Raw genomic sequence first — 19,094 nt, forward strand, 5'->3', positions numbered from 1 at the left:
AAAAAAACAGCTAAGCTCTTGATTAAAAGCATACTAATTTTAATTCCCTGACTAGTCAAGAAATAGCTGAACAGTTTCAATATATAAATTCAAATGATAAATAGATTTTTTAAGGTACCATGTACTTTTCAGAAGATGGCACTGCCACCCCTACTATAGAAATGATTGTATAAATCATTGTTTATACGGATAATTCTCTTTTATTAGTAGGTTTTATTAATTTAGAGAATTATTAGGGTAACTATATTCAATGTTAGCGTGCATTTGAAAAAGGTAATGGATAAAAAAGCAAAATCAATTCTATTTAAAACTTATTGGAGCTCCCAAGGTTGGAAACGTGAGTATGAAACCGATCCTATAGACTTTGAATATGCTAAATCCAAAGGGTTAATGTTTGACCAAGTTTCATTCTCAATGAATGAGATTAAATCCAATCTGAAAAGTTTGTTAAGTCAAATCGAAGAAAAGAAAATAACTAAAGGATTTTTATCAAGTTTGAGTAATAAAAGACTCGATTGGCGTTCTGCTCTTGCAAGTTATTTTAATGCCAAAACTTATACTTGAAGGCAAAAGAGAATTTTATCGTCCTGAAATTTTTAAGTACGAAAATGAAGATCTTAATGTTCTAAATTTTGAGCGTATAAAATGGAGTGGAGTTAGACATTCAGACTTGCTCTACAATTATCTTGATTTAAAGCTATTTGAACAAGAAAATATTTCTGAACCAACCGAATCAGACATTCAGACTTTTAAAGATATTTTAAAATGCATAAATGATTCAGAACCTGGAGAATATCCAGGAAAGCTAAGAGATAGACTAAAAGATGTAATGAAAGGAAGTAAAAATGAACGACATACAATAATGGAAATTCTTGGTTGTTCTGAAATTCTGGAACCTAAAAGTTATGATAGACCTACAACAGGAAGACACGATTGGGTTTTTGTTGAGTATTGGAGAGGAGAAGATAAGTTCAATAATAAAAATAGTTAATGAATACTTTGGACAGTATCTGAAATAAAAAACGGCACAATAATAAATCATATAGTTATCCTTAAACCATATTCCGATTTTCCAAAAGGGACAGATATTTGGAAGTAAAAATACGATTTTGATTTTTAAGGATTGTTAGTAGTCAGTGAGATAGTATTTGATCTTCCAAAACAATTTGGAGTTTTCAAAATAAGTAGATCAAAAGGTAAATTGAATGGAGGCGCTTATGGTGTTATAATACAGAAAGAGAATGATACTTGGAAGATTGTGGATATAATTTTACATACGATTTCATAAAAACGTGCTATTACAAAAAATACTGGATAGTTAAATCCTTTCCAACTTTCAGAAAAAAAGAAGCTGACTTTTGAGACAGCTTCTTTATGAAAAAGTTAAATAATAAAAATTCTGACTTTAAAAGTTACTAACAAATATATCCATCTTCGAATGATACAAAACAACAAACTTTAACACCATCTACAAATATAAATGAACCATCTCCACCACAGAAATTTCCTAGTCCAATTCCTCCGTTAATGTCTTGTTGTTCATTTTTAGATAATTTTTGAGATCCTTTTAAATTTAATAATGAGTTTTTCATAATTGTGTACTTTGAGTTAATAAATATTTAGAAAAAATTAATAATTGTAATATCCAACACTCTTAATCCCTTATTGTGTTTTACAGAACCAAAACTAAATAACTTGTAATATTTACATTACCCTGTTTTCAGTGATATTTATCAAATATATCTACGAGTTTCTAGATGTAAAGAAAAACCAATAAAGAGAATATCAATTAGGCAAAGTTTTATGATTATATGTATTATCCACCCAATACCGAGGAGAGTTAAAGGTATTAAACATTATAGTGACCGATTTATAGTATTTTCTTAATACTGATGTTAGCAATATAAATCCCATCTATGAATTATACTAACTGCGAATAGGTTAAAACTAGAATACTAGTCTTCTCTATATCCTACTTCTTAGAATCCGATGGATATAGAGTTTTCGTTTTACTCGATAATCGAGATTTAAATGCTCCGAGGCTTGCCTCGAGGTAGTTTACGCCCTTTTTCTGACATCCAAAAACTAAATATCAACTAAACAATATTTACTTTATTGAAGTCATTTAGACTTTTTGTTTAAGAATTTTTTCAATGCAATTACAATGAATGTGATATAGTTTAGGGTTTCCCAGCAGCTTTTGGAAGTGTCGAACCTGTTGAGTAGAGAACGATAGCTGTCCATCCAGACATTGGTTCGCTCTATGGCATATCTCAGATTGTATAATTCTTGATCAAAGTACTCTTTGATCTGTACACAACCGAAAGGCTTGTGAGTAGAAACCCATTACTAATCATAGTGTACCGAGCAAGCAACAAACGCCGAAATATTTGTTGTAAACTATATTAAAGATGGTGGAACCGATCCACTAATGTCTCTTTATTTAGCAATGTAAATAATCATTTTATTACTGTAGCTACATATTTTGTCAGTGTAGATGGTCATTTTACTATAGTAGATGCATATTTTGTCAGTGTAGATGGTCATTTTATTATAGTAGATGCATATTTTGTCATTGTAGATAGTCATTTTATTACGGTAGCTATATATTTTCTCAGTGTAGATGGTCATTTTATTACGGTAGTTGCAAATTTTGACAGGTAATTCTATATTGGATGGTATAAGGTGTTGGATAGCGGGAAAATACAACTATATAGAAATAATTTGCTCAAAAGTTTTATCCTAACCATATTTTGGATATTTTCACTTCACCAATGATATAACAGGCATATGCTATGGCTTTTCTTGCAAAACTATTTATCCAGACCGAAGAACGAAATGTACTGGATGCCAAATTTGTATATAATCAGTTGGTGTATGATAATGGTCGTCCGCATCCGTATATACAGAATGGTAAAATTAACCTTAGCATAGCCTCCACTGGTAATGACTAGCTCTTTTATGACGGGATGTTTTCTGACTATCTGATGTATAACGGATGTATTCGTTTTTATAAAAGGGGATGGGTTTAGCAAGCTTTTTGATAATTATCCGGATAAGTTTCAGCCTTACAAATAAGTCAAATAATGTTGGTTTTGGTACAGACGTTTCTGATAACGAAAAAAATATTAGTGAATTTATTTCTGAAACGGGAAACTACGAAATTGAAATAAATACACAAAGTAATGGTATTTTAATAAAAGATATAGAAATAGCAGATAGTAGAATTACTTTGGTGTTTAATAAAAAGATTTTGATTTTGAATTAAGGAGAGTTAATGATGAAGGAAATCAACTAAATAATACAGCTACGGATAATTTAGCAGAAACTTTTGTATCTACTGATAATATTAGAGTTTTATTTTTTCAATTGGAAAATTCTGACTTACAAAATGATGGTAATTCCTTCGCAGATATTATTTGGGAGGTTGAAGGAGAGACAGATAATGATGGAACTATAACAGAACAAAATAATGGGGGAGAGGATGTTTATGAATTTATTCCTGCCCCTATAAATAGACCTAACCAGACGGGAAATGGGTCTAGACAACCTAATACTCCAATAATACGATTTATAACTAAAAATTTCGCATATTCATCGTTTCTTTTTCCTTTCTACTTCGTTTAAAAAATAAACCGTAGCTATAGCTATGTTTGATTTTTTTGCCTTGCATAAAGAAAAAATAATTCAATGAATTTATACGAATTTTTTAATCACAAATCGTATAAAAAAACAATTGCATTTTCAAAAAAAGCAAAGTTCCAGAATGGATTTACTAAAAAGCAGACTATTTATATAGAACCAGGAAAAAAAACGTATAGCCATGACCTGTATATATTGACAAGTTATCAAACTGCTAGCGCAGGAGAAACATTTGATTTGGCATCTCAGAATGTACCAAATTCAAAAAGAATTGGCTCAAATACCGAAGGAATTTTATCTGATATTCTTTCAAAAAAACTACCAAATGGCTGGGAATATGAACTTTCAAATGAAATCTATGAAGGTTCACATGGAATAAATTATGAACGTAATGGCATCCCGGCAGATTATAATTTAAACTATAGTAGGGATGGAAAAGAATTTTATAATAACTTGCTGCTAGCACTAAAGACAGAAGATAATGCAATTAAAAAAGTAATAGCGCTAACAACAAACGATCTCAAGAAGGAGTAAAGCATTCAATAGAACTTTCTCTACAATCGAATTAATTCATAAAAAAAAGTATAAAAAACAAAGTACTGAATATCTGGACGCTATCAAGAGAAGAAAGATATATGGGATGTAGTAAATTGAGCACAATGAGAATCGATACAACAAAAGAGAAGTTAAAACGATAGCAATGTTAGGAAGAAGTTATAAGTCTTAGTAAGAAATGCGTACCATCACAAGAAAATCTGAAATTAAGGAACTACTGACCAAATGCCTCAAAAGATATCAGGCAGAAGGCATAAACTGTTTAATAACAGAAATCAACCAGGAGATTCTTTCTCATAAAGTTAAGTTTCCTCTTTTAGAATTCTGTGCTGACAAAATATATGAAGTAGTGGCAAAAAACCATCATATTCCTTTTTGTGATAAGATTCAATCCTTAAAAACAGAAGGAGGGAACGTACTACTAGGTATCATTTTACAAAAAGGATTAGAAAAAAACTTCCATCAGTCCATTCATAAAGCAACACAATATATCGCAGAAGCAGATATCTGGTATGTCTGCGACATTATTGGAGAACGTGTATATGGATATTCCTTATTACATCAACCAGACAAAACAATTCCTGAACTAAAAAAACTATCAATGCATCCGGTACATTGGGTTATCCGATCTTTGGGAGCAGGAACGCACTATGCAATAAAAAAAGGATTAGACAAAGAAAACGTAAAAACTATGTTCAAAATCCTCTTATCCAAAGCAGATACAAACAATAAAGAAGTAAAGCAAGGGATAGGATGGGCTGCAAAAACTACTGCAAAGTTTCATCCTGATATCATTGAGCAATATAAGTTTGACATTGAGAATACTAAACAAGTAGCAAACTGGTTTCGCATAAAAATAGAAATTGGCTTGCATAGATATCAGTATGGCAAAGAAAATTGAAGTAAAATCTATTCTCAACAAAACTAAAAAGCGAGACCCATGGTTCCTGGATGATTATACCATAAATTTATATAGTAGTTGTTCTTTTAACTGTTTATACTGTTACATTAGAGGAAGTAAGTACGGAACGAATCTCGAGGACAGTGTATCCGTAAAAACTAATGGGATCGAGATATTAGACAGACAGCTGTTTACTCGTGCCAGAAAAAATCAATACGGAATCATTGTGCTTTCTTCTGCGACAGACCCTTATTTGCAGATAGAGAAGAAATATAAACTGACCAGAGAGGCACTCAAAGTGATAGCAAAACATAAATTTCCGGTACATATACTTACAAAATCAGACTTAATTGAGCGAGATTTTGACTTGTTACATCAAATTAATAAAAATTCAATACTACCAATAGATTTACAAAGCAGGCTGGATAACAGAGGTGTTATTATTTCGTTTTCTTTTTCTACACTCGATGATAAGGTGGCCAGAATATTTGAGAAAGGAGCCACAAAACCCAGTATTAGGCTGCAAGCAGTGCATAAGGCAGTACAAGAAAAATTTCATACCGGAATTAGCTTAATGCCTTTACTACCTTTTATTTCTGATACAACAGAACAGCTAGATTTATTTTTTTCAACATATAAGGCTCATAAGGTGCAGTATATACTTCCCGCTACCCTCACGCTTTTTGGAAACGGTATTGCAGATAGTAAAACATTGATGATGGATGCCATTCGTAAGCATTATCCCGAATTAGAACAACGATATGTAAAGTATTTTAAAAATGGATCACAAATGCCCGCCTATTACAAAATAGCCTTTACAAAAAAGATGAAAGAATTAAGCCTCACCTATGGTATTAAAGATTATATATGAACAAAATGTACCACTTCAGTACTTAAACCGGCTTCTATAGTGATTGATTTTGAATAAGAAATATTCAAAATTGTACTATAGAAGATGAGTTTACTATTTCTATCTTAAAATTACCATTAGAACTTGCTCTTTCTCTACTTATGTATATGCATAAAAATAGATAAGCGCCATGAATTTGATTAATCCAAAGCGCATCAGATTGAGGATGGAATGCGAATAAGAATTTTGTGTCAAACACACATGTCTTGGGTTTAGAAACCTGTTCTACATACATTTTGACGGTTTTTGATCTGCTACATTAATAACTCAGATTAAGAGAATCAAAAGAAACAGTATTGATTATAAAATTAAACTTAAAAAGCTTCGTTGAGGATACAAACCTACAAACCGCATCATGACCCATACTCACCAATTAATAAAGTATTTAGAAACTTTTGGAGAATTATCATCAAAAGATAAAAAGATAATTATTGATCAGACATATTTTCAGAAACTGGAAATTGGAGAAACATTTATTGAAACAGGAAAGACTGCTCATAAAATAGGATTTATCATTGAAGGAGTGTTTAGATATTTCTTTTATGACAGAGAAGGTAATGAAATTACTTCTTTTTTTATGATGGATAATCAATTTGTAACCAATATTATTAGTTTTAATGAACTCACTCCAAGCTCCGGGACTATTATGGCAGAGACTACTTGTTCTGTAATAATAATTGATAGAAATTCCTGGGAGTTGCTATCAGACTCAATCCCTGCCTGGAACAGCATAATTTCTGCAATTAGTAGTAACACGTTACTGGAGAAAACTAATTTTCAGCGTCAAATAATCAATCAAGATGCAAAAAGTGCCTATTTGCAGTTTGTAGAAAAATATCCAACTGTAATACAGCGAGTTCCATTAATCCATATAGCCTCATTTCTTGGGATTACAAAGTTCTCACTAAGTAGAATTCGTAAAAAGATTGTAGCCGAAGAAAGATTAATTGCCAAATGACAACCTGACTTCATAAAACTGAAAATATCTTTGCGCCAAAATAAAGATAGAAATTATGAAGCAAATAAGTTTTTATATGTTGGCATTGATATTAGTAGTATCAGCCTGTAGCGAATCAGAATCAAACGTACCAGATGTTAAAATGATGACCATAAAATCTAGTAAAAAACATTTAGCCAAAGCTCAGATCTATAGATGGTATCAATTGTATGAAAGAGAATTAAGTGATGTACGTATCGATAATACATTAGACATGCTTACAGATGATATCGTGGTGAAATCTGCTGCCGGAGAAGCAAGAGGAAAAGATGAGTACAAAGAACGGTTATCAGCGTTTGAAGGTTGGAAAAATGCACATCACGTGGATAACATAGAAGTACAACTTGGTGATGAAGGTACTATTTTATTAGAAACCGATATTCGCTACCAAAATATACGACCAAATGGAGATAAGTTTAGTTATTCATTGCATTATAATACAAAACTTATTGAAGATGGTCACAATCTACCTGACTTTACATCTATAGAGATACAACCAACCGGAGAAACAAATGAAACATTTGTTGATGCCTATCCAGAGAATAGAACAAAATCATTAATGCATTATTGGTTGGCAAATATGGAGCGATTAGACGGAAATGTAACTCCATTCAAAGAATTACTAGCACCAGGTTTTGAGCTAAATTTCTCAACCAGTACTGCACTTACATCTATTGATGAATTAGAAACTTGGCTGAATGGTGTACCTACGCAGTTAAAAGAGAGCAGTCATATACCAAAAGATTTTTCAGTAAAAACCATTGTAGAAAATGAATACGAAGTAACTGTGTTTTTTGATTGGCAGGGAGTTACAAAAGAAGGAACTAGGCTAAAAGCTACGACAAAACATATCTGGTATGTGGTAGATGATGTTAATGATAGATTTGCCAAAATATTAAAGGCTGATGTAACCCAAATAATACCCATAGAAGAAGTAGAGTAAATATTAGTGCTGTATTATACGATTTATAACTAAAAATTTCGCATATTCATCGTTTCTTTTTCCTTTCTACTTCGTTTAAAAAATAAACCGTAGCTATAGCTATGCTTGATTTTTTTGCCTTGCATAAAGAAAAAATAATTCAATGAATTTATACGAATTTTTTAATCACAAATCGTATTAGTACTGATTAATTGGTTGTGCGATAGTAGGTGAAAACGGTAGTAATTTTAGCGTAGGGCTAAATTACTATCGTTTTTTTACTCGATAATCGAGATTTAAATGCTCCGAGGTAGTTTGCTTATATAAAATCCTTATTGTCAACTGAATAAAATTCAGATGAGAAATAAAAAGAGGTGATTTTATTTCTTGCCGCACTTTTCTTAAAATATATAAGGCAGATTTATTTAGATATACTAAAATCTTCCAGAAGGATGCTTTTACTGTTAGATAAATCTGTAATACTTAAAAATTTGACCTTACCAGCTCCCAGAAATCGATAGCGTATCCCTATCAAGTTTCCGATAGAATTATTGTAGCTGTTGGTATATACTGCTTGTTGATCTATAAAAATAGTTACTTTTTTTTCTTTAATCTGGATGTCAATATCTCTGAAATCAGAAAAATCAATTCCAAAATCGGAAAGATCATGTTCTTTACCACTATAATATACATCATTGAGTATTAAGTTAATATCAGAAACACAACCCGGTATCGAAAACGGAATGACTATGACTCCATTAGTCCCCAATATGACGATTTTTAATTTCTGACAAACAGCCCACTTCTCCCTATAGGCATTACGAATTACTGTTTTTATAGATATATAATCTCCAGAAACATTTTTAAAATCGTTGACTAAATGAAAAGAAGAAACAACAGGTGATTGCTGTGTAGCAATTTCTTCTACAATAGATAAAGGCATAGATAGCGTATGAGATCGTATATCATCACTTTGGATGTATTTGGGAACGGGTTCATAATCAACTGTTCCTATCCAGTCATTAGAGCCAATAAATAGATCGTGTTCTTTGATCACTTCTCCATCAACCAGTAATTTAGCATTAAAATAACCAGGAAAATAATAAATACCCGTAGCTTGCCTTTGCTGAGGTTTTATTTTGATGGTTTTAGTAACATCCCAATATTGCTGTATATAAATATTATCCGATTGTAACCGTGGCAGATCAAAATCAAAAATTACAGAATTAGGAAGTCCTTTAGTAATAGGTCTACTGCTAAAAGTTACTTGAGATATATCAATGGTTTCAGTTTTGTTATAAAATCCTGTCATCGAATAAAATGAGATAAATGCAATAGCCATGATTGCTGCAGTAATAAAAATGATTCCAATATGCTGTAATACATTTTTCTCTAACCAGCTAGCTTTTTTTCTGTCATTTTTATTCTTAAAATCCCTCCAGTTCTCATATCCTGCAAATTTAGAAAGCGTATTTAGCGTACTGATACTTGGAGAATTATTATAAGTAACTCTCCCCCAGATACGTTTTAATGTAGTAGCGCTTAATAATATCTGTGTATGTTGCTGAATATGCTCACTTAATTCTATAAACACATCATTGTGCCAGAGATCAGAACTCCCCCAACCTAATTTTTTCTCAATTTCGAGCAGGCATTGCTGTACTAGTTTATGTTCTGGATATGTATTCATGAATAATAGCAAAAGTCATCAAAAATTGTGACTTGAACAACAATGAACGAGATTGAATCAACTTGTTTGTGGTGTGTATAAGATCCTTCAGAGCTTTGTATATAATCAAAAAACAAATATGATGGTTAGATTAATAGTATGGATACTTTTAAGTATATTTTGTTTTCAAAAAATAAATGCTCAAAATAGTATTCCATTAGATACACTACATTGGGAAATAAATGCTCAGTCCTATAAGTTAGAAAATTATAAAGGGAAGGATGCAATTTATATTAAGCAAGGCTTGGCATTTCTAAAAGACACAAAATTTTTAAACGGAACCATTGAGTTCGATGTATATCTTACAGAACAACAGGGATTCCCGGGAATTCGATTTAGGGCTACTGATAGAAATAATATGGAATCTTTTTATATCCGCTCACATTTGTCCGGAAAACCTGATGGTAATCAAGTGGCTCCGGTGATTAATGGAAGTACACCATGGCAATTATATTTTGGTCCAAAATATTCTTTTATCTATAATTACAATTATGATAGATGGACACATATAAAAATAGTTGTCAATGGGCAAAGAGCGCAGGTATATTTAGATAATGCCAGGACAGCTCACCTGTCCTGGAAGTTAATACATGAACCAAAAGAAGGAGAAATTGCCATAGGAGGTGGTGGATCTGCGATGTATTATGCTAATTTTAAAATCAATAAAAATGAAGATCAGATTATAGATTTTAAACCTACAGAAAGAACAGCTATAGAAGGCTTGATTTCAGAATGGGAAATCTCTGATAAATTTGAAGAAAAACGATTAGAAGATCTATCAATCGTAAATGCTCTTATACAATCCAGGAAATGGGGTGAAAAAAAGATAGAAGTAGAAGAAGGTACTGCTGCTAATATTGCTCGGCAGGTAATCCTAAGAGATGTAACTCCAGGGAATACTGTTTTTGCAAAAATCACGGTCGATTCTGATAAAGATCAAATAAAACTCTTTGAGTTTGGATATAGTGATCGAGTGGTAGTTATTTTAAACAATGAAGCTATCTATAGAGGGACGAATAAATGGCGTTCCCGGGATTATCGTTATCTGGGAACCATAGGATTATTTGATGCAGTCTACCTAAATTTTAAAAAGGGAAAAAATACCTTGCTATTAGCAGTGTCTGAAGATTTTGGTGGCTGGCTTGTTACAGGTCGGTTCCCGGATTTAAAAGAAATAAAGGTGGAATAATTCCTATTTAAAAGGAAAAATTCCTAATATCAATTATTTCTTTTAGTTTTGTATTTCAAAAGAAATATAATGTCAGAAAAATTATATTCTGTTATAGATGTAGAAACTACAGGTAAAGGGATACATGGGAATCGAATTACAGAAATTTGTATTGTAATATTACAAGGAAATAAAATAATAGATAAATATACATCTCTGGTGAATCCTGAGTGTAATATTCCACCATTTATTACAGGGCTCACAGGTATTGATAATGACTTGGTAAGAGATGCCCCCAGATTTCATGAAATTGCAGAACAGATTATCAATATGACAACCGGAGCTATTTTTGTAGCACATAATGTGAATTTTGATTATAACGTAATTAAAGAAGAGTTTAGAAACCTTGGCTATTCTTTTGTTCGTAAAAAATTATGTACTGTGCGTTTGTCCAGAAAACTAATTCCGGGAATGCTATCCTATAGCTTAGGAAAGTTGTGTACCTCGCTTAACATACCATTAGAAGATCGACATAGGGCAGAAGGAGATACAGATGCTACCGTAATTTTATTTAAACGTATTCTGGAGTTAGATCCAGATTTTGAACTGATCGATAAGTTTCTTAATGTTCGCTCAAAAGAAGCTACACTACCACCACATTTAAAGATGGCAGATATTGATGCATTGCCAGAAGAGACAGGAATTTATTTGTTTAAAGATCAAAAAGGGGTAGTTATCTATGTTGGCAAGGCTAAGAACATAAGGCAGCGTGTTATAAGCCATTTTTATGATAAAAAAAATAAAGAATTTGCATTGTGTCAGGCAACCTATGCTATCGACTATGAGGTGACTGGAAATGAATTAATAGCCTTATTATTAGAATCAGAAAAAATACAAAAGCACTATCCAAAATTCAATAGTGCGCAAAAAAGACCCGTCGCTCCTTACAAGATCATCTCTTATATAAATAGAAAAGGAGTAATTCATCTGGCAATAGACCGATCAAATGCTGCCAGTTACTCTTTTGATATATTTTATAGTAGAACCGAAGCAATAGAAAAGCTAGAGCAGCTATGTTCTGAATATCAGTTGTGTCCCAGATATTGCAGTTTACAAAGTACAACAGAACGATGCTCGCACTATAAAATTAAGAATTGTAAAGGGATTTGCGAAGGCAAAGAATCAATAGCACTGTACAATATGAGGGTTCATAAGGCACTGGCATTACTCAAAAAAAGTAAGGAAAGTTACTTGATTAGAGAACGGGGAAGAAGTATAGAAGAACAAAGTTTTGTAATGATTCAGGATGGGATCTATAAAGGTTTTGGGTATGTTGATGAGAATGAAAAAATTGTAAGCTTAGAGGATTGCGAGAATTTTTTATACCTGCAAAAACACACCTATCATACTACCAAAATTATAAAAAGCTATCTACGTAAAAACGGCAAAAAAAATATAGTTACAATAAATTCTTATACCTAAGGAACGACTATATAAGTTTCTGTTCTATAAATTATAACAAAAGAATAGCATTTGTTCTTTATAATATTTAGTATTTTGAACGATATTTTAATTTTTTTTATTTATGAAAAATATATTGACAATTGTAATAGGATTGCTAAATTTTGTTCTATATAGCCAGGAAACAATTGATTTTCCTTCTAAAGATGAACTTTTGGTGACGGCAGATGTTTATGAAGCAAAAGATAGTAATCAGTTTATTATCTTATTTCATCAGGCAGGGTGGAGTCGTGGAGAGTATAAGGAGATTGCTCCAAAACTTACTGAGTTGGGATACAATTGTATCGCTATAGATCAGCGATCAGGAGGAGAGGTAAATGGGGTAAAAAATAAAACAAATGCTTTAGCCACAAAGAAAGGAAAATCAACAGAGTTTGTTGATGCCTTCCAGGATATACAAGCAGCCGTAACTTATGTTAAAACAATCTACAAGCCTGAAAAAGTAATTATTTGGGGAAGCTCTTATTCCTCTTCATTAGTGCTGAAATATGCTGGTGATCACCCAGATGAGGTGCAAGCAGTACTGTCTTTTTCTCCAGGCGAATATTTTAAACAAAAAGGATTTATTGCCAAGAGCGCTGCAACTATAAAGATCCCGGTTTTTATTACCTCTGCTCAAAACGAAAAGAAAAACTGGTTAGGAATATATGATGCTATTCCCACAAGTACTAAAAAATCTTTTCTCCCTGCGACAAAAGGGAATCATGGATCCAGAGCGCTATGGGCTAAGTTTTCTGATAATGGTGCATATTGGGATGAAGTACAGAAATTTTTGAAAACTATCTAAACGTATATAAAATTGTATTGCTTTTTGGGTCTTAAGAGAAGATACTATTTGTTATTTAAATTTACCATTACAATAGAAGAAGAACATTTTATTGCAGTGAACTTATCATAATAAGTAGTGCTTTTTAACCGAAAAGTTTGGCTTTTGTACTATAATGAAGCAGGTTTTTTTCGGTATAGCCATGGCTCCAGTTAAAAAACCAACAAAATTAGCGTGCAAAATGTAAATTTTGCAGGTCAAAGCAGTCCTCAAGATGAGCTCAGTAAATCCAAAAGAATACATAATATGAGATAACTTTTTAACCATAAAAGGGACTAAAATAGGTTTTTATGGGTTAGATTGCCGGCTGAAATTTTAATAGCAACTCAAAAATGAAAAATGACGTTTTATTGGCACTTTTTATTATAACTACTGGATACAATTATGCACAACCACCAGGACCTTCAACCGGATTCAGGTGGGTATTGTGGGATCAATACTCTGATGAGTTTAATGGAGCTTCGTTAGATCAAACTAAATGGAGAGACCGTTTTAATGGATGGAATGGAAGTGTGCCTGCAAAATTCGATCCCTCTACCATATCCGTGCAGGGAGGTAATATGCAAATGACTAATAAAAAACTTGCCGTACCTGATGGGCGATATACGATTTGAGGAGGAGCAGTTCAGTCTTTAGAAAAGACATCGAATTTTGGCTATTATGAATGTAAATTCAGAGCCTCAAGGATATCAATGTCTACTACTTTTTGGTTGTCTAATGCAAAAACAAATATTATTGGCCCTACAAATCTAAGCAGTGATTGTGGCAATGATAAATGGAGCTAGGAATTGGATATTGCAGAGAGTATAGGAGGTGATTTTAATAAGCCATGGGCATCCAATTTTAGAACAAAAATGAATTTTAATACACATTATCGTTATGTGGATTGCAATGGGGCTCCAGAAGTATTTTATTCTGCAGGAAACAATGCTGTAGAAGGAAATGGTCAACAGGCCGATGCAAATTTGGTAGGAAGTGAATCCTGGGAGGATTATCATACGTATGGTTGCTATTGGAAAGATACCAAGACCTTTGATTTTTATGTCGATACTAATTTTGCGGGAACTGTTATTGGTAGAATAGATGTGGTAGATACTCCATTTTCTGAGCCAATGGGTATTAATATGGTCACAGAGACATATGATTTTGTTCGCCCTATCCAAGTGATGCCGAACTTGCTGATAATGCTATTAATACCTCATATTACGACTGGATACGTTCGTACAGACTTATTCCTATATTTGATCCGGAACCAAATAGCTCAGGCGGCAGTAATGGTACTGTTAATTTACCTAATGGAGATTTGGAAAATGGCGATTTGAGTGATTGGACAGGATGGGGAGGTACCATTGAGAAGTAAGTAATACGGATGTGTATGCAGGGAACTATGCTGCTCATATAAAGGTGGCTGGAACACATGAAAAAGTAGTGGAACTTGCTACAAATACAACATATGTTTTATCAGCATATGTAAAAGTAACTAGTGGAGAAATTAATCTGGGCATTAAAGAAAATACTACAAGTGGTACCATTATAGAAAGTATTAGACTTACAAATACTGACTATGAGAAGGCGACAGTTACTTTTACAACAGGATCTGAGAGAAATTTGAAGTTTTTCTTGTTTGCTCCACAGGAAACAGATGAGGGGTTTGGAGATAATTTTGAGATTGCTGCAGTAGGAGGAAACCCTGTTTTGGTAAAGCCTGCTGTTTTTATAGAAGATTTTAGTTTTACGAATGACCCGGTATTGAATCCGCAAGGAGATCAATTAACACTCTCCTGTCTTATACTTACAAAGCGAATCTGGATAGAGAAATGCAAGTTCATATCTATAATACGATTTACGAATAAAAATTTCGCATCTAATGACATTCTTTTTCTACTATATTTTCTTCATAAAATGAAACAATAGCTATGGCTATTCTTTAATTTGATTCATCAATCTAGCGAAAAATCCTTGCCATTATTTTTACGAAATTCTCACCCGTAAATCGTATGATTCTGAAATTATAGCATCTGATACGATTTATAACTAAAAATTTCGCATATTCATCGTTTCTTTTTCCTTTCTACTTCGTTTAAAAAATAAACCGTAGCTATAGCTATGCTTGATTTTTTTGCCTTGCATAAAGAAAAAATAATTCAATGAATTTATACGAATTTTTTAATCACAAATCGTATGATGTCAACAATACAGCTATATTATCAAATCCCGAATTTAATAGAGCACAATTTTCTGTAGAATTATATCCAAATCCTGCTACATCTATAGTGCATTTTCAAACAAGGAAAACTATTGGAGATACTTCTGTGAAAATCTATGATATTTTGGGCAAAGATCAAATACATGCGATAATGAATGGAGATCAAATGGATTTGAATATAAGTGAGCTTTCTTCTGGTGTTTATTTTGTCACTTTTCAAAATAAGAATGCTACTTCTACAATAAAGATGATTGTAGAATAATGCCAATTCTGACTTTTTGTTTGAGCAATTTTAAATCGGAAAATGGTATCATGCCTGGGTTATTAATGTAGAAATTTAAAACTGTCAACGGTATTAAATGCAAAACGCTTGTCTTGATACAAAATCCTCATAAGAATTTCACTGGCGTGCCTGGTATTCATTGAGAATGAGGGTAACGGGTTATATATAAGGTAAATACTTTGTTGATAGATATAAGTAAGGCTGATGTGTACACATCAGCCTTATTTTTTTGTGATAAATCTTTCTAGACCTCTTCTTCCATATATGCTTCTATGGGTGTGCAGGTACAAATAAGATTTCTGTCCCCATATGCGTCATCTACACGCCTTACACTAGGCCAGAATTTGTTTTCAGCAATATAAGGTAGTGGATATGCAGCTTGCTCTCTACTATAAGGAAAATCCCAGGTATCAGCTGTCAGCATTGTTAATGTATGCGGCGCATTTTTCATCACATTATTAGGATTATTAGCATGAGTGTTTTCAATTTCCTGTCGTATGCTAATCATTGCATCACAAAAACGATCCAATTCTGCTTTGCTTTCACTTTCTGTGGGTTCGATCATAATCGTTCCTGCAACCGGGAAAGAAACTGTTGGGGCGTGAAATCCATAATCCATTAAACGCTTGGCAATATCAGTTACTTCGATTCCATGAGCTTTAAATGGACGGCAATCTACAATCATTTCGTGTGCAGCTCTACCACGTTCTCCAGAATATAATGTACTATAGTGACCTTCTAATTTTTCTTTTATGTAATTAGCATTAAGAATTGCATATTCTGTAGAAGCTTTAAGGCCCTGCTCACCCAACATGGTGATGTATCCATAAGATATTAAACATACTAATGCGGATCCCCAGGGAGCCGCAGAAATTGGAGTTATTGCCTGATCTCCTCCCGTAGTAATTATAGGATTTCCCGGAAGAAAAGGCACTAATTGCTTTGCTACGCAAATAGGACCAACTCCAGGACCACCTCCACCATGTGGGATGGCAAATGTTTTATGCAGATTGAGATGGCATACATCTGCGCCAATTGCTCCAGGGTTTGTCAGCCCGACCTGAGCATTCATATTGGCTCCATCCATATAAACCTGTCCTCCACGATTATGAATAATCTTAGTAATTTCTTTGATTGCAGACTCATACACTCCGTGGGTAGATGGGTAGGTAACCATCAATGCAGAAAGGTTATCTTTATGCTGTAATGCTTTTTCTCTAAGATCTTCTACATCAATATTTCCTTCTTCTGTTGCCTTTGTAACGACTACTTTCATTCCGGCCATTACGGCTGATGCAGGATTGGTTCCGTGAGCAGATGACGGAATTAGGCAAATATTCCTATGATGATCACCTCTGGATTCGTGGTAAGCACGAATGACCATTAATCCAGCAAATTCTCCTTGCGCTCCAGAGTTGGGTTGCAAAGAAGTTGCAGAAAAACCAGTAATTTCGGTAAGCTGGTCTTCTAGTTTTTTTAGCACTTCCTGATATCCCTGAGTCTGTTTTATTGGAGCAAAGGGATGTATATTAGCCCATTGAGGATTGCTTAGCGGCAACATTTCTGAAGCTGCATTCAATTTCATAGTACAAGACCCTAATGGGATCATAGAATGATTTAATGATAAATCTTTGCGCTCTAATTTTTTAATATAACGCATCAATTCTGTTTCAGAATGATAGATGTTAAATACTTCATTTGTTAAGAATTGAGAATTTCTTTTTATAGTAGCGTCAATAATATCAGAATCCTGAAGTATTGTAATCTTTATAGGGTTTTTTCCAGAAGATTCTGCAAAGATAGAAACAATCTTATTAAGGTCTTTAATCGTGGTTGCTTCATTTAAAGAAATAGAAACTGTATCAGCATTTGGATAATAGAAATTTACCTCACAAGATTCTGCAATCTTTTTGATATCATTTGCATTCGCTTTTATTTGTATCGTATCAAAATAAGCTGTATTCGTTTGTTCAAACCCTAACTGCTCTAAGGAATTTGCCAAAGTCGTAGCAGAGGTATGTATTTTATTTGCAATATATTGTAACCCTTCTGGTCCGTGGTATACAGCATACATTCCTGCCATTACCGCTAATAAAACCTGAGCAGTGCATATATTTGATGTAGCTTTATCACGCTTAATGTGTTGTTCACGTGTTTGTAACGCCATACGTAATGCACGGTCACCGTTGATATCTTGCGTTACTCCAATAATTCTTCCGGGAATATTTCGTTTATAAGCAGAACGTGTCGCAAAATAAGCAGCGTGAGGTCCTCCATATCCCAAAGGTATTCCAAATCTTTGTGTAGTGCCTACAACTACATCGACATCAAAACTACCAGGTGATTTTAATGCAACCAGACTTAAGATATCTGCAGCTACCGCTACTTTGATTTCTGATTGATGCGCTTTTTTTACAAAATCTGCATAATCGTATACTTGTCCTGATACTCCAGGATATTGTAATATAGCTCCATAAAAATCAGTAGAAAAATCAAAAGAATTGTGATCACCTATTACTAATTCTATAGCTAATGGAGTTGCTCTTGTTTTAAGTAAAGAAATTGTTTGTGGTAAAACCTCTTTGGAAACAAAAAACTTATGGATGTTCTTTTTTTTCTGTGTTTTAGATCGCACAGCATACAGCATTGTCATTGCTTCTGCCGCGGCAGTACTTTCATCAAGTAATGAAGCATTTGTAAGTTCCATACCTGTAAGGTCGCAAATCATAGTTTGGTAATTTAGCAATGCTTCTAATCTACCTTGCGCAATTTCTGCCTGATATGGGGTATATGCTGTATACCAACCTGGGTTTTCCAGAATATTACGTTGTATTACTGCTGGTAAATAAGTTTCGTGGTATCCCAGACCGATATATGTTTTGAATACCTTATTTTTAAAGGATAACTCCTGTAGATGCACAGCGTATTCTTGCTCGCTCATAGCCGTATCAAGACATAATGGCTTTTTTAACAAAATATCATCAGGAACAGTTTGATAGATTAACTGATCAAGAGAATCAGCTTTAATAGTGTGCAACATATCACTCAGATCCTTCTCAGAAGGGCCGATATGGCGCAATTTAAAAGAGTCAGTTTTCATAGCAAAAAACAGTTGAAGTTGAAAGCGTAAAAGTACATATTTAATACATAAAAATTTGACATTTAATTAACCCTACCTTCTTAAGTTTTTAACCAACTTTGAATCTTATACGATTTATAACTAAAAATTTCGCATATTCATCGTTTCTTTTTCCTTTCTACTTCGTTTAAAAAATAAACCGTATCTATAGCTATGCTTGATTTTTTTGCCTTGCATAAAGAAAAAATAATTCAATGAATTTATACGAATTTTTTAATCACAAATCGTATTATTAACAGTATAGCCTTAAATTTGTAGTGTGAATATCTTTAAAAAAGCCTTTAGTTTTTATATC

General features: G+C 33.1%; 21 protein-coding genes and 1 pseudogene. 17 read left to right on the forward strand and 5 right to left on the reverse strand.

Annotated elements, in window-relative coordinates:
- Positions 1–276: 276 nt before the first annotated feature.
- Both F0000_RS28110 and F0000_RS28115 read left to right on the forward strand, forming a co-directional pair.
- Positions 277–564 carry a hypothetical protein gene (locus F0000_RS28110; RefSeq protein ID WP_223148896.1) on the forward strand — a complete coding sequence of 96 codons (288 nt, stop codon included), beginning with the start codon at positions 277–279 and terminating at the stop codon, positions 562–564.
- On the forward strand, positions 545–991 hold the full coding sequence (locus F0000_RS28115; protein ID WP_223148897.1) for a hypothetical protein: 447 nt from the start codon (positions 545–547) through the stop codon (positions 989–991). The genes F0000_RS28110 and F0000_RS28115 overlap by 20 nt, the downstream gene beginning before the upstream one ends.
- A gap of 424 nt (positions 992–1,415) precedes the next feature.
- On the opposite strand, the gene F0000_RS27730 is transcribed toward F0000_RS28115, so the two are convergent.
- On the reverse strand, positions 1,416–1,592 hold the full coding sequence (locus F0000_RS27730) for a hypothetical protein (protein ID WP_188112101.1): 177 nt from the start codon (positions 1,590–1,592) through the stop codon (positions 1,416–1,418).
- Positions 1,593–2,121: 529 nt separating this feature from the next.
- Positions 2,122–2,301, reverse strand: a pseudogene (locus F0000_RS11515) (IS5/IS1182 family transposase); the annotation flags it as partial.
- 494 nt (positions 2,302–2,795) lie between these two features.
- Here F0000_RS11515 and tssD point away from each other — a divergent pair.
- From tssD to F0000_RS11540, 6 genes are all read left to right on the forward strand, one after another.
- Positions 2,796–2,954 (forward strand): type VI secretion system tube protein TssD, encoded by a 159-nt coding sequence (gene tssD / locus F0000_RS27735; RefSeq protein ID WP_188112102.1) that lies wholly within the window; start codon positions 2,796–2,798, stop codon positions 2,952–2,954.
- Positions 2,955–3,022: 68 nt separating this feature from the next.
- Positions 3,023–3,268, forward strand: a complete 246-nt coding sequence (locus F0000_RS11520; RefSeq protein WP_149624865.1) for a hypothetical protein — start codon at positions 3,023–3,025, stop codon at positions 3,266–3,268.
- A 101-nt stretch (positions 3,269–3,369) separates the two neighbouring features.
- Positions 3,370–3,627, forward strand: a complete 258-nt coding sequence (locus F0000_RS11525) for a hypothetical protein (RefSeq protein WP_149624866.1) — start codon at positions 3,370–3,372, stop codon at positions 3,625–3,627.
- A gap of 63 nt (positions 3,628–3,690) precedes the next feature.
- Positions 3,691–4,176 (forward strand): S41 family peptidase, encoded by a 486-nt coding sequence (locus F0000_RS11530; protein WP_149624867.1) that lies wholly within the window; start codon positions 3,691–3,693, stop codon positions 4,174–4,176.
- Between the two features lie 199 nt (positions 4,177–4,375).
- The gene (locus F0000_RS11535; RefSeq protein WP_149624868.1) at positions 4,376–5,098 is read left to right on the forward strand and encodes a DNA alkylation repair protein; all 723 of its coding nucleotides are present in this window, start codon (positions 4,376–4,378) and stop codon (positions 5,096–5,098) included.
- A complete protein-coding gene (locus tag F0000_RS11540) occupies positions 5,082–5,969 on the forward strand; it encodes a radical SAM protein (protein WP_149624869.1) in 888 nt (295 codons plus the stop codon). Before F0000_RS11535 ends, F0000_RS11540 begins: the two co-directional genes overlap by 17 nt.
- Before the next feature lie 64 nt (positions 5,970–6,033).
- On the opposite strand, the gene F0000_RS11545 is transcribed toward F0000_RS11540, so the two are convergent.
- Positions 6,034–6,243 (reverse strand): hypothetical protein, encoded by a 210-nt coding sequence (locus F0000_RS11545; RefSeq protein ID WP_149624870.1) that lies wholly within the window; start codon positions 6,241–6,243, stop codon positions 6,034–6,036.
- 120 nt (positions 6,244–6,363) lie between these two features.
- Here F0000_RS11545 and F0000_RS11550 point away from each other — a divergent pair, with 120 nt between their 5' ends.
- Together F0000_RS11550 and F0000_RS11555 are read left to right on the forward strand one after the other, a co-directional pair.
- On the forward strand, positions 6,364–6,966 hold the full coding sequence (locus F0000_RS11550) for a Crp/Fnr family transcriptional regulator (RefSeq protein WP_149624871.1): 603 nt from the start codon (positions 6,364–6,366) through the stop codon (positions 6,964–6,966).
- A 55-nt stretch (positions 6,967–7,021) separates the two neighbouring features.
- On the forward strand, positions 7,022–7,948 hold the full coding sequence (locus tag F0000_RS11555; protein WP_149624872.1) for a nuclear transport factor 2 family protein: 927 nt from the start codon (positions 7,022–7,024) through the stop codon (positions 7,946–7,948).
- A gap of 400 nt (positions 7,949–8,348) precedes the next feature.
- Here the strand turns inward: F0000_RS11555 and F0000_RS11560 are convergent, their stop codons facing one another.
- Complete coding sequence (locus F0000_RS11560) at positions 8,349–9,617, reverse strand: hypothetical protein (RefSeq protein WP_149624873.1); 1,269 nt, start codon at positions 9,615–9,617, stop codon at positions 8,349–8,351.
- Positions 9,618–9,738: 121 nt separating this feature from the next.
- On the opposite strand from F0000_RS11560, the gene F0000_RS11565 reads away from it, so the two are divergent.
- From F0000_RS11565 to F0000_RS11595, 7 genes are all read left to right on the forward strand, one after another.
- A complete protein-coding gene (locus tag F0000_RS11565; RefSeq protein WP_149624874.1) occupies positions 9,739–10,845 on the forward strand; it encodes a family 16 glycoside hydrolase in 1,107 nt (368 codons plus the stop codon).
- A 69-nt stretch (positions 10,846–10,914) separates the two neighbouring features.
- Positions 10,915–12,306, forward strand: coding sequence for an exonuclease domain-containing protein (locus F0000_RS11570; RefSeq protein ID WP_149624875.1), 1,392 nt, complete (start codon positions 10,915–10,917; stop codon positions 12,304–12,306).
- Between the two features lie 103 nt (positions 12,307–12,409).
- Positions 12,410–13,132: an alpha/beta hydrolase gene (locus F0000_RS11575; RefSeq protein WP_149624876.1), complete on the forward strand. Its 723-nt coding sequence runs from the start codon at positions 12,410–12,412 to the stop codon at positions 13,130–13,132.
- 371 nt (positions 13,133–13,503) lie between these two features.
- On the forward strand, positions 13,504–13,785 hold the full coding sequence (locus F0000_RS11580) for a hypothetical protein (protein WP_149624877.1): 282 nt from the start codon (positions 13,504–13,506) through the stop codon (positions 13,783–13,785).
- A 174-nt stretch (positions 13,786–13,959) separates the two neighbouring features.
- On the forward strand, positions 13,960–14,493 hold the full coding sequence (locus F0000_RS11585) for a family 16 glycosylhydrolase (RefSeq protein WP_149624878.1): 534 nt from the start codon (positions 13,960–13,962) through the stop codon (positions 14,491–14,493).
- Positions 14,494–14,542: 49 nt separating this feature from the next.
- Positions 14,543–15,085 (forward strand): carbohydrate binding domain-containing protein, encoded by a 543-nt coding sequence (locus F0000_RS11590; protein WP_149624879.1) that lies wholly within the window; start codon positions 14,543–14,545, stop codon positions 15,083–15,085.
- 233 nt (positions 15,086–15,318) lie between these two features.
- Positions 15,319–15,639: a T9SS type A sorting domain-containing protein gene (locus F0000_RS11595; protein WP_149624880.1), complete on the forward strand. Its 321-nt coding sequence runs from the start codon at positions 15,319–15,321 to the stop codon at positions 15,637–15,639.
- A 265-nt stretch (positions 15,640–15,904) separates the two neighbouring features.
- Here the strand turns inward: F0000_RS11595 and gcvP are convergent, their stop codons facing one another.
- Positions 15,905–18,760 (reverse strand): aminomethyl-transferring glycine dehydrogenase, encoded by a 2,856-nt coding sequence (gene gcvP, locus F0000_RS11600; RefSeq protein ID WP_149624881.1) that lies wholly within the window; start codon positions 18,758–18,760, stop codon positions 15,905–15,907.
- Between the last annotated feature and the right edge of the window lie 334 nt (positions 18,761–19,094).

Source organism: Aquimarina sp. RZ0, from assembly GCF_008370685.1.
Lineage (GTDB): Bacteria > Bacteroidota > Bacteroidia > Flavobacteriales > Flavobacteriaceae > Aquimarina.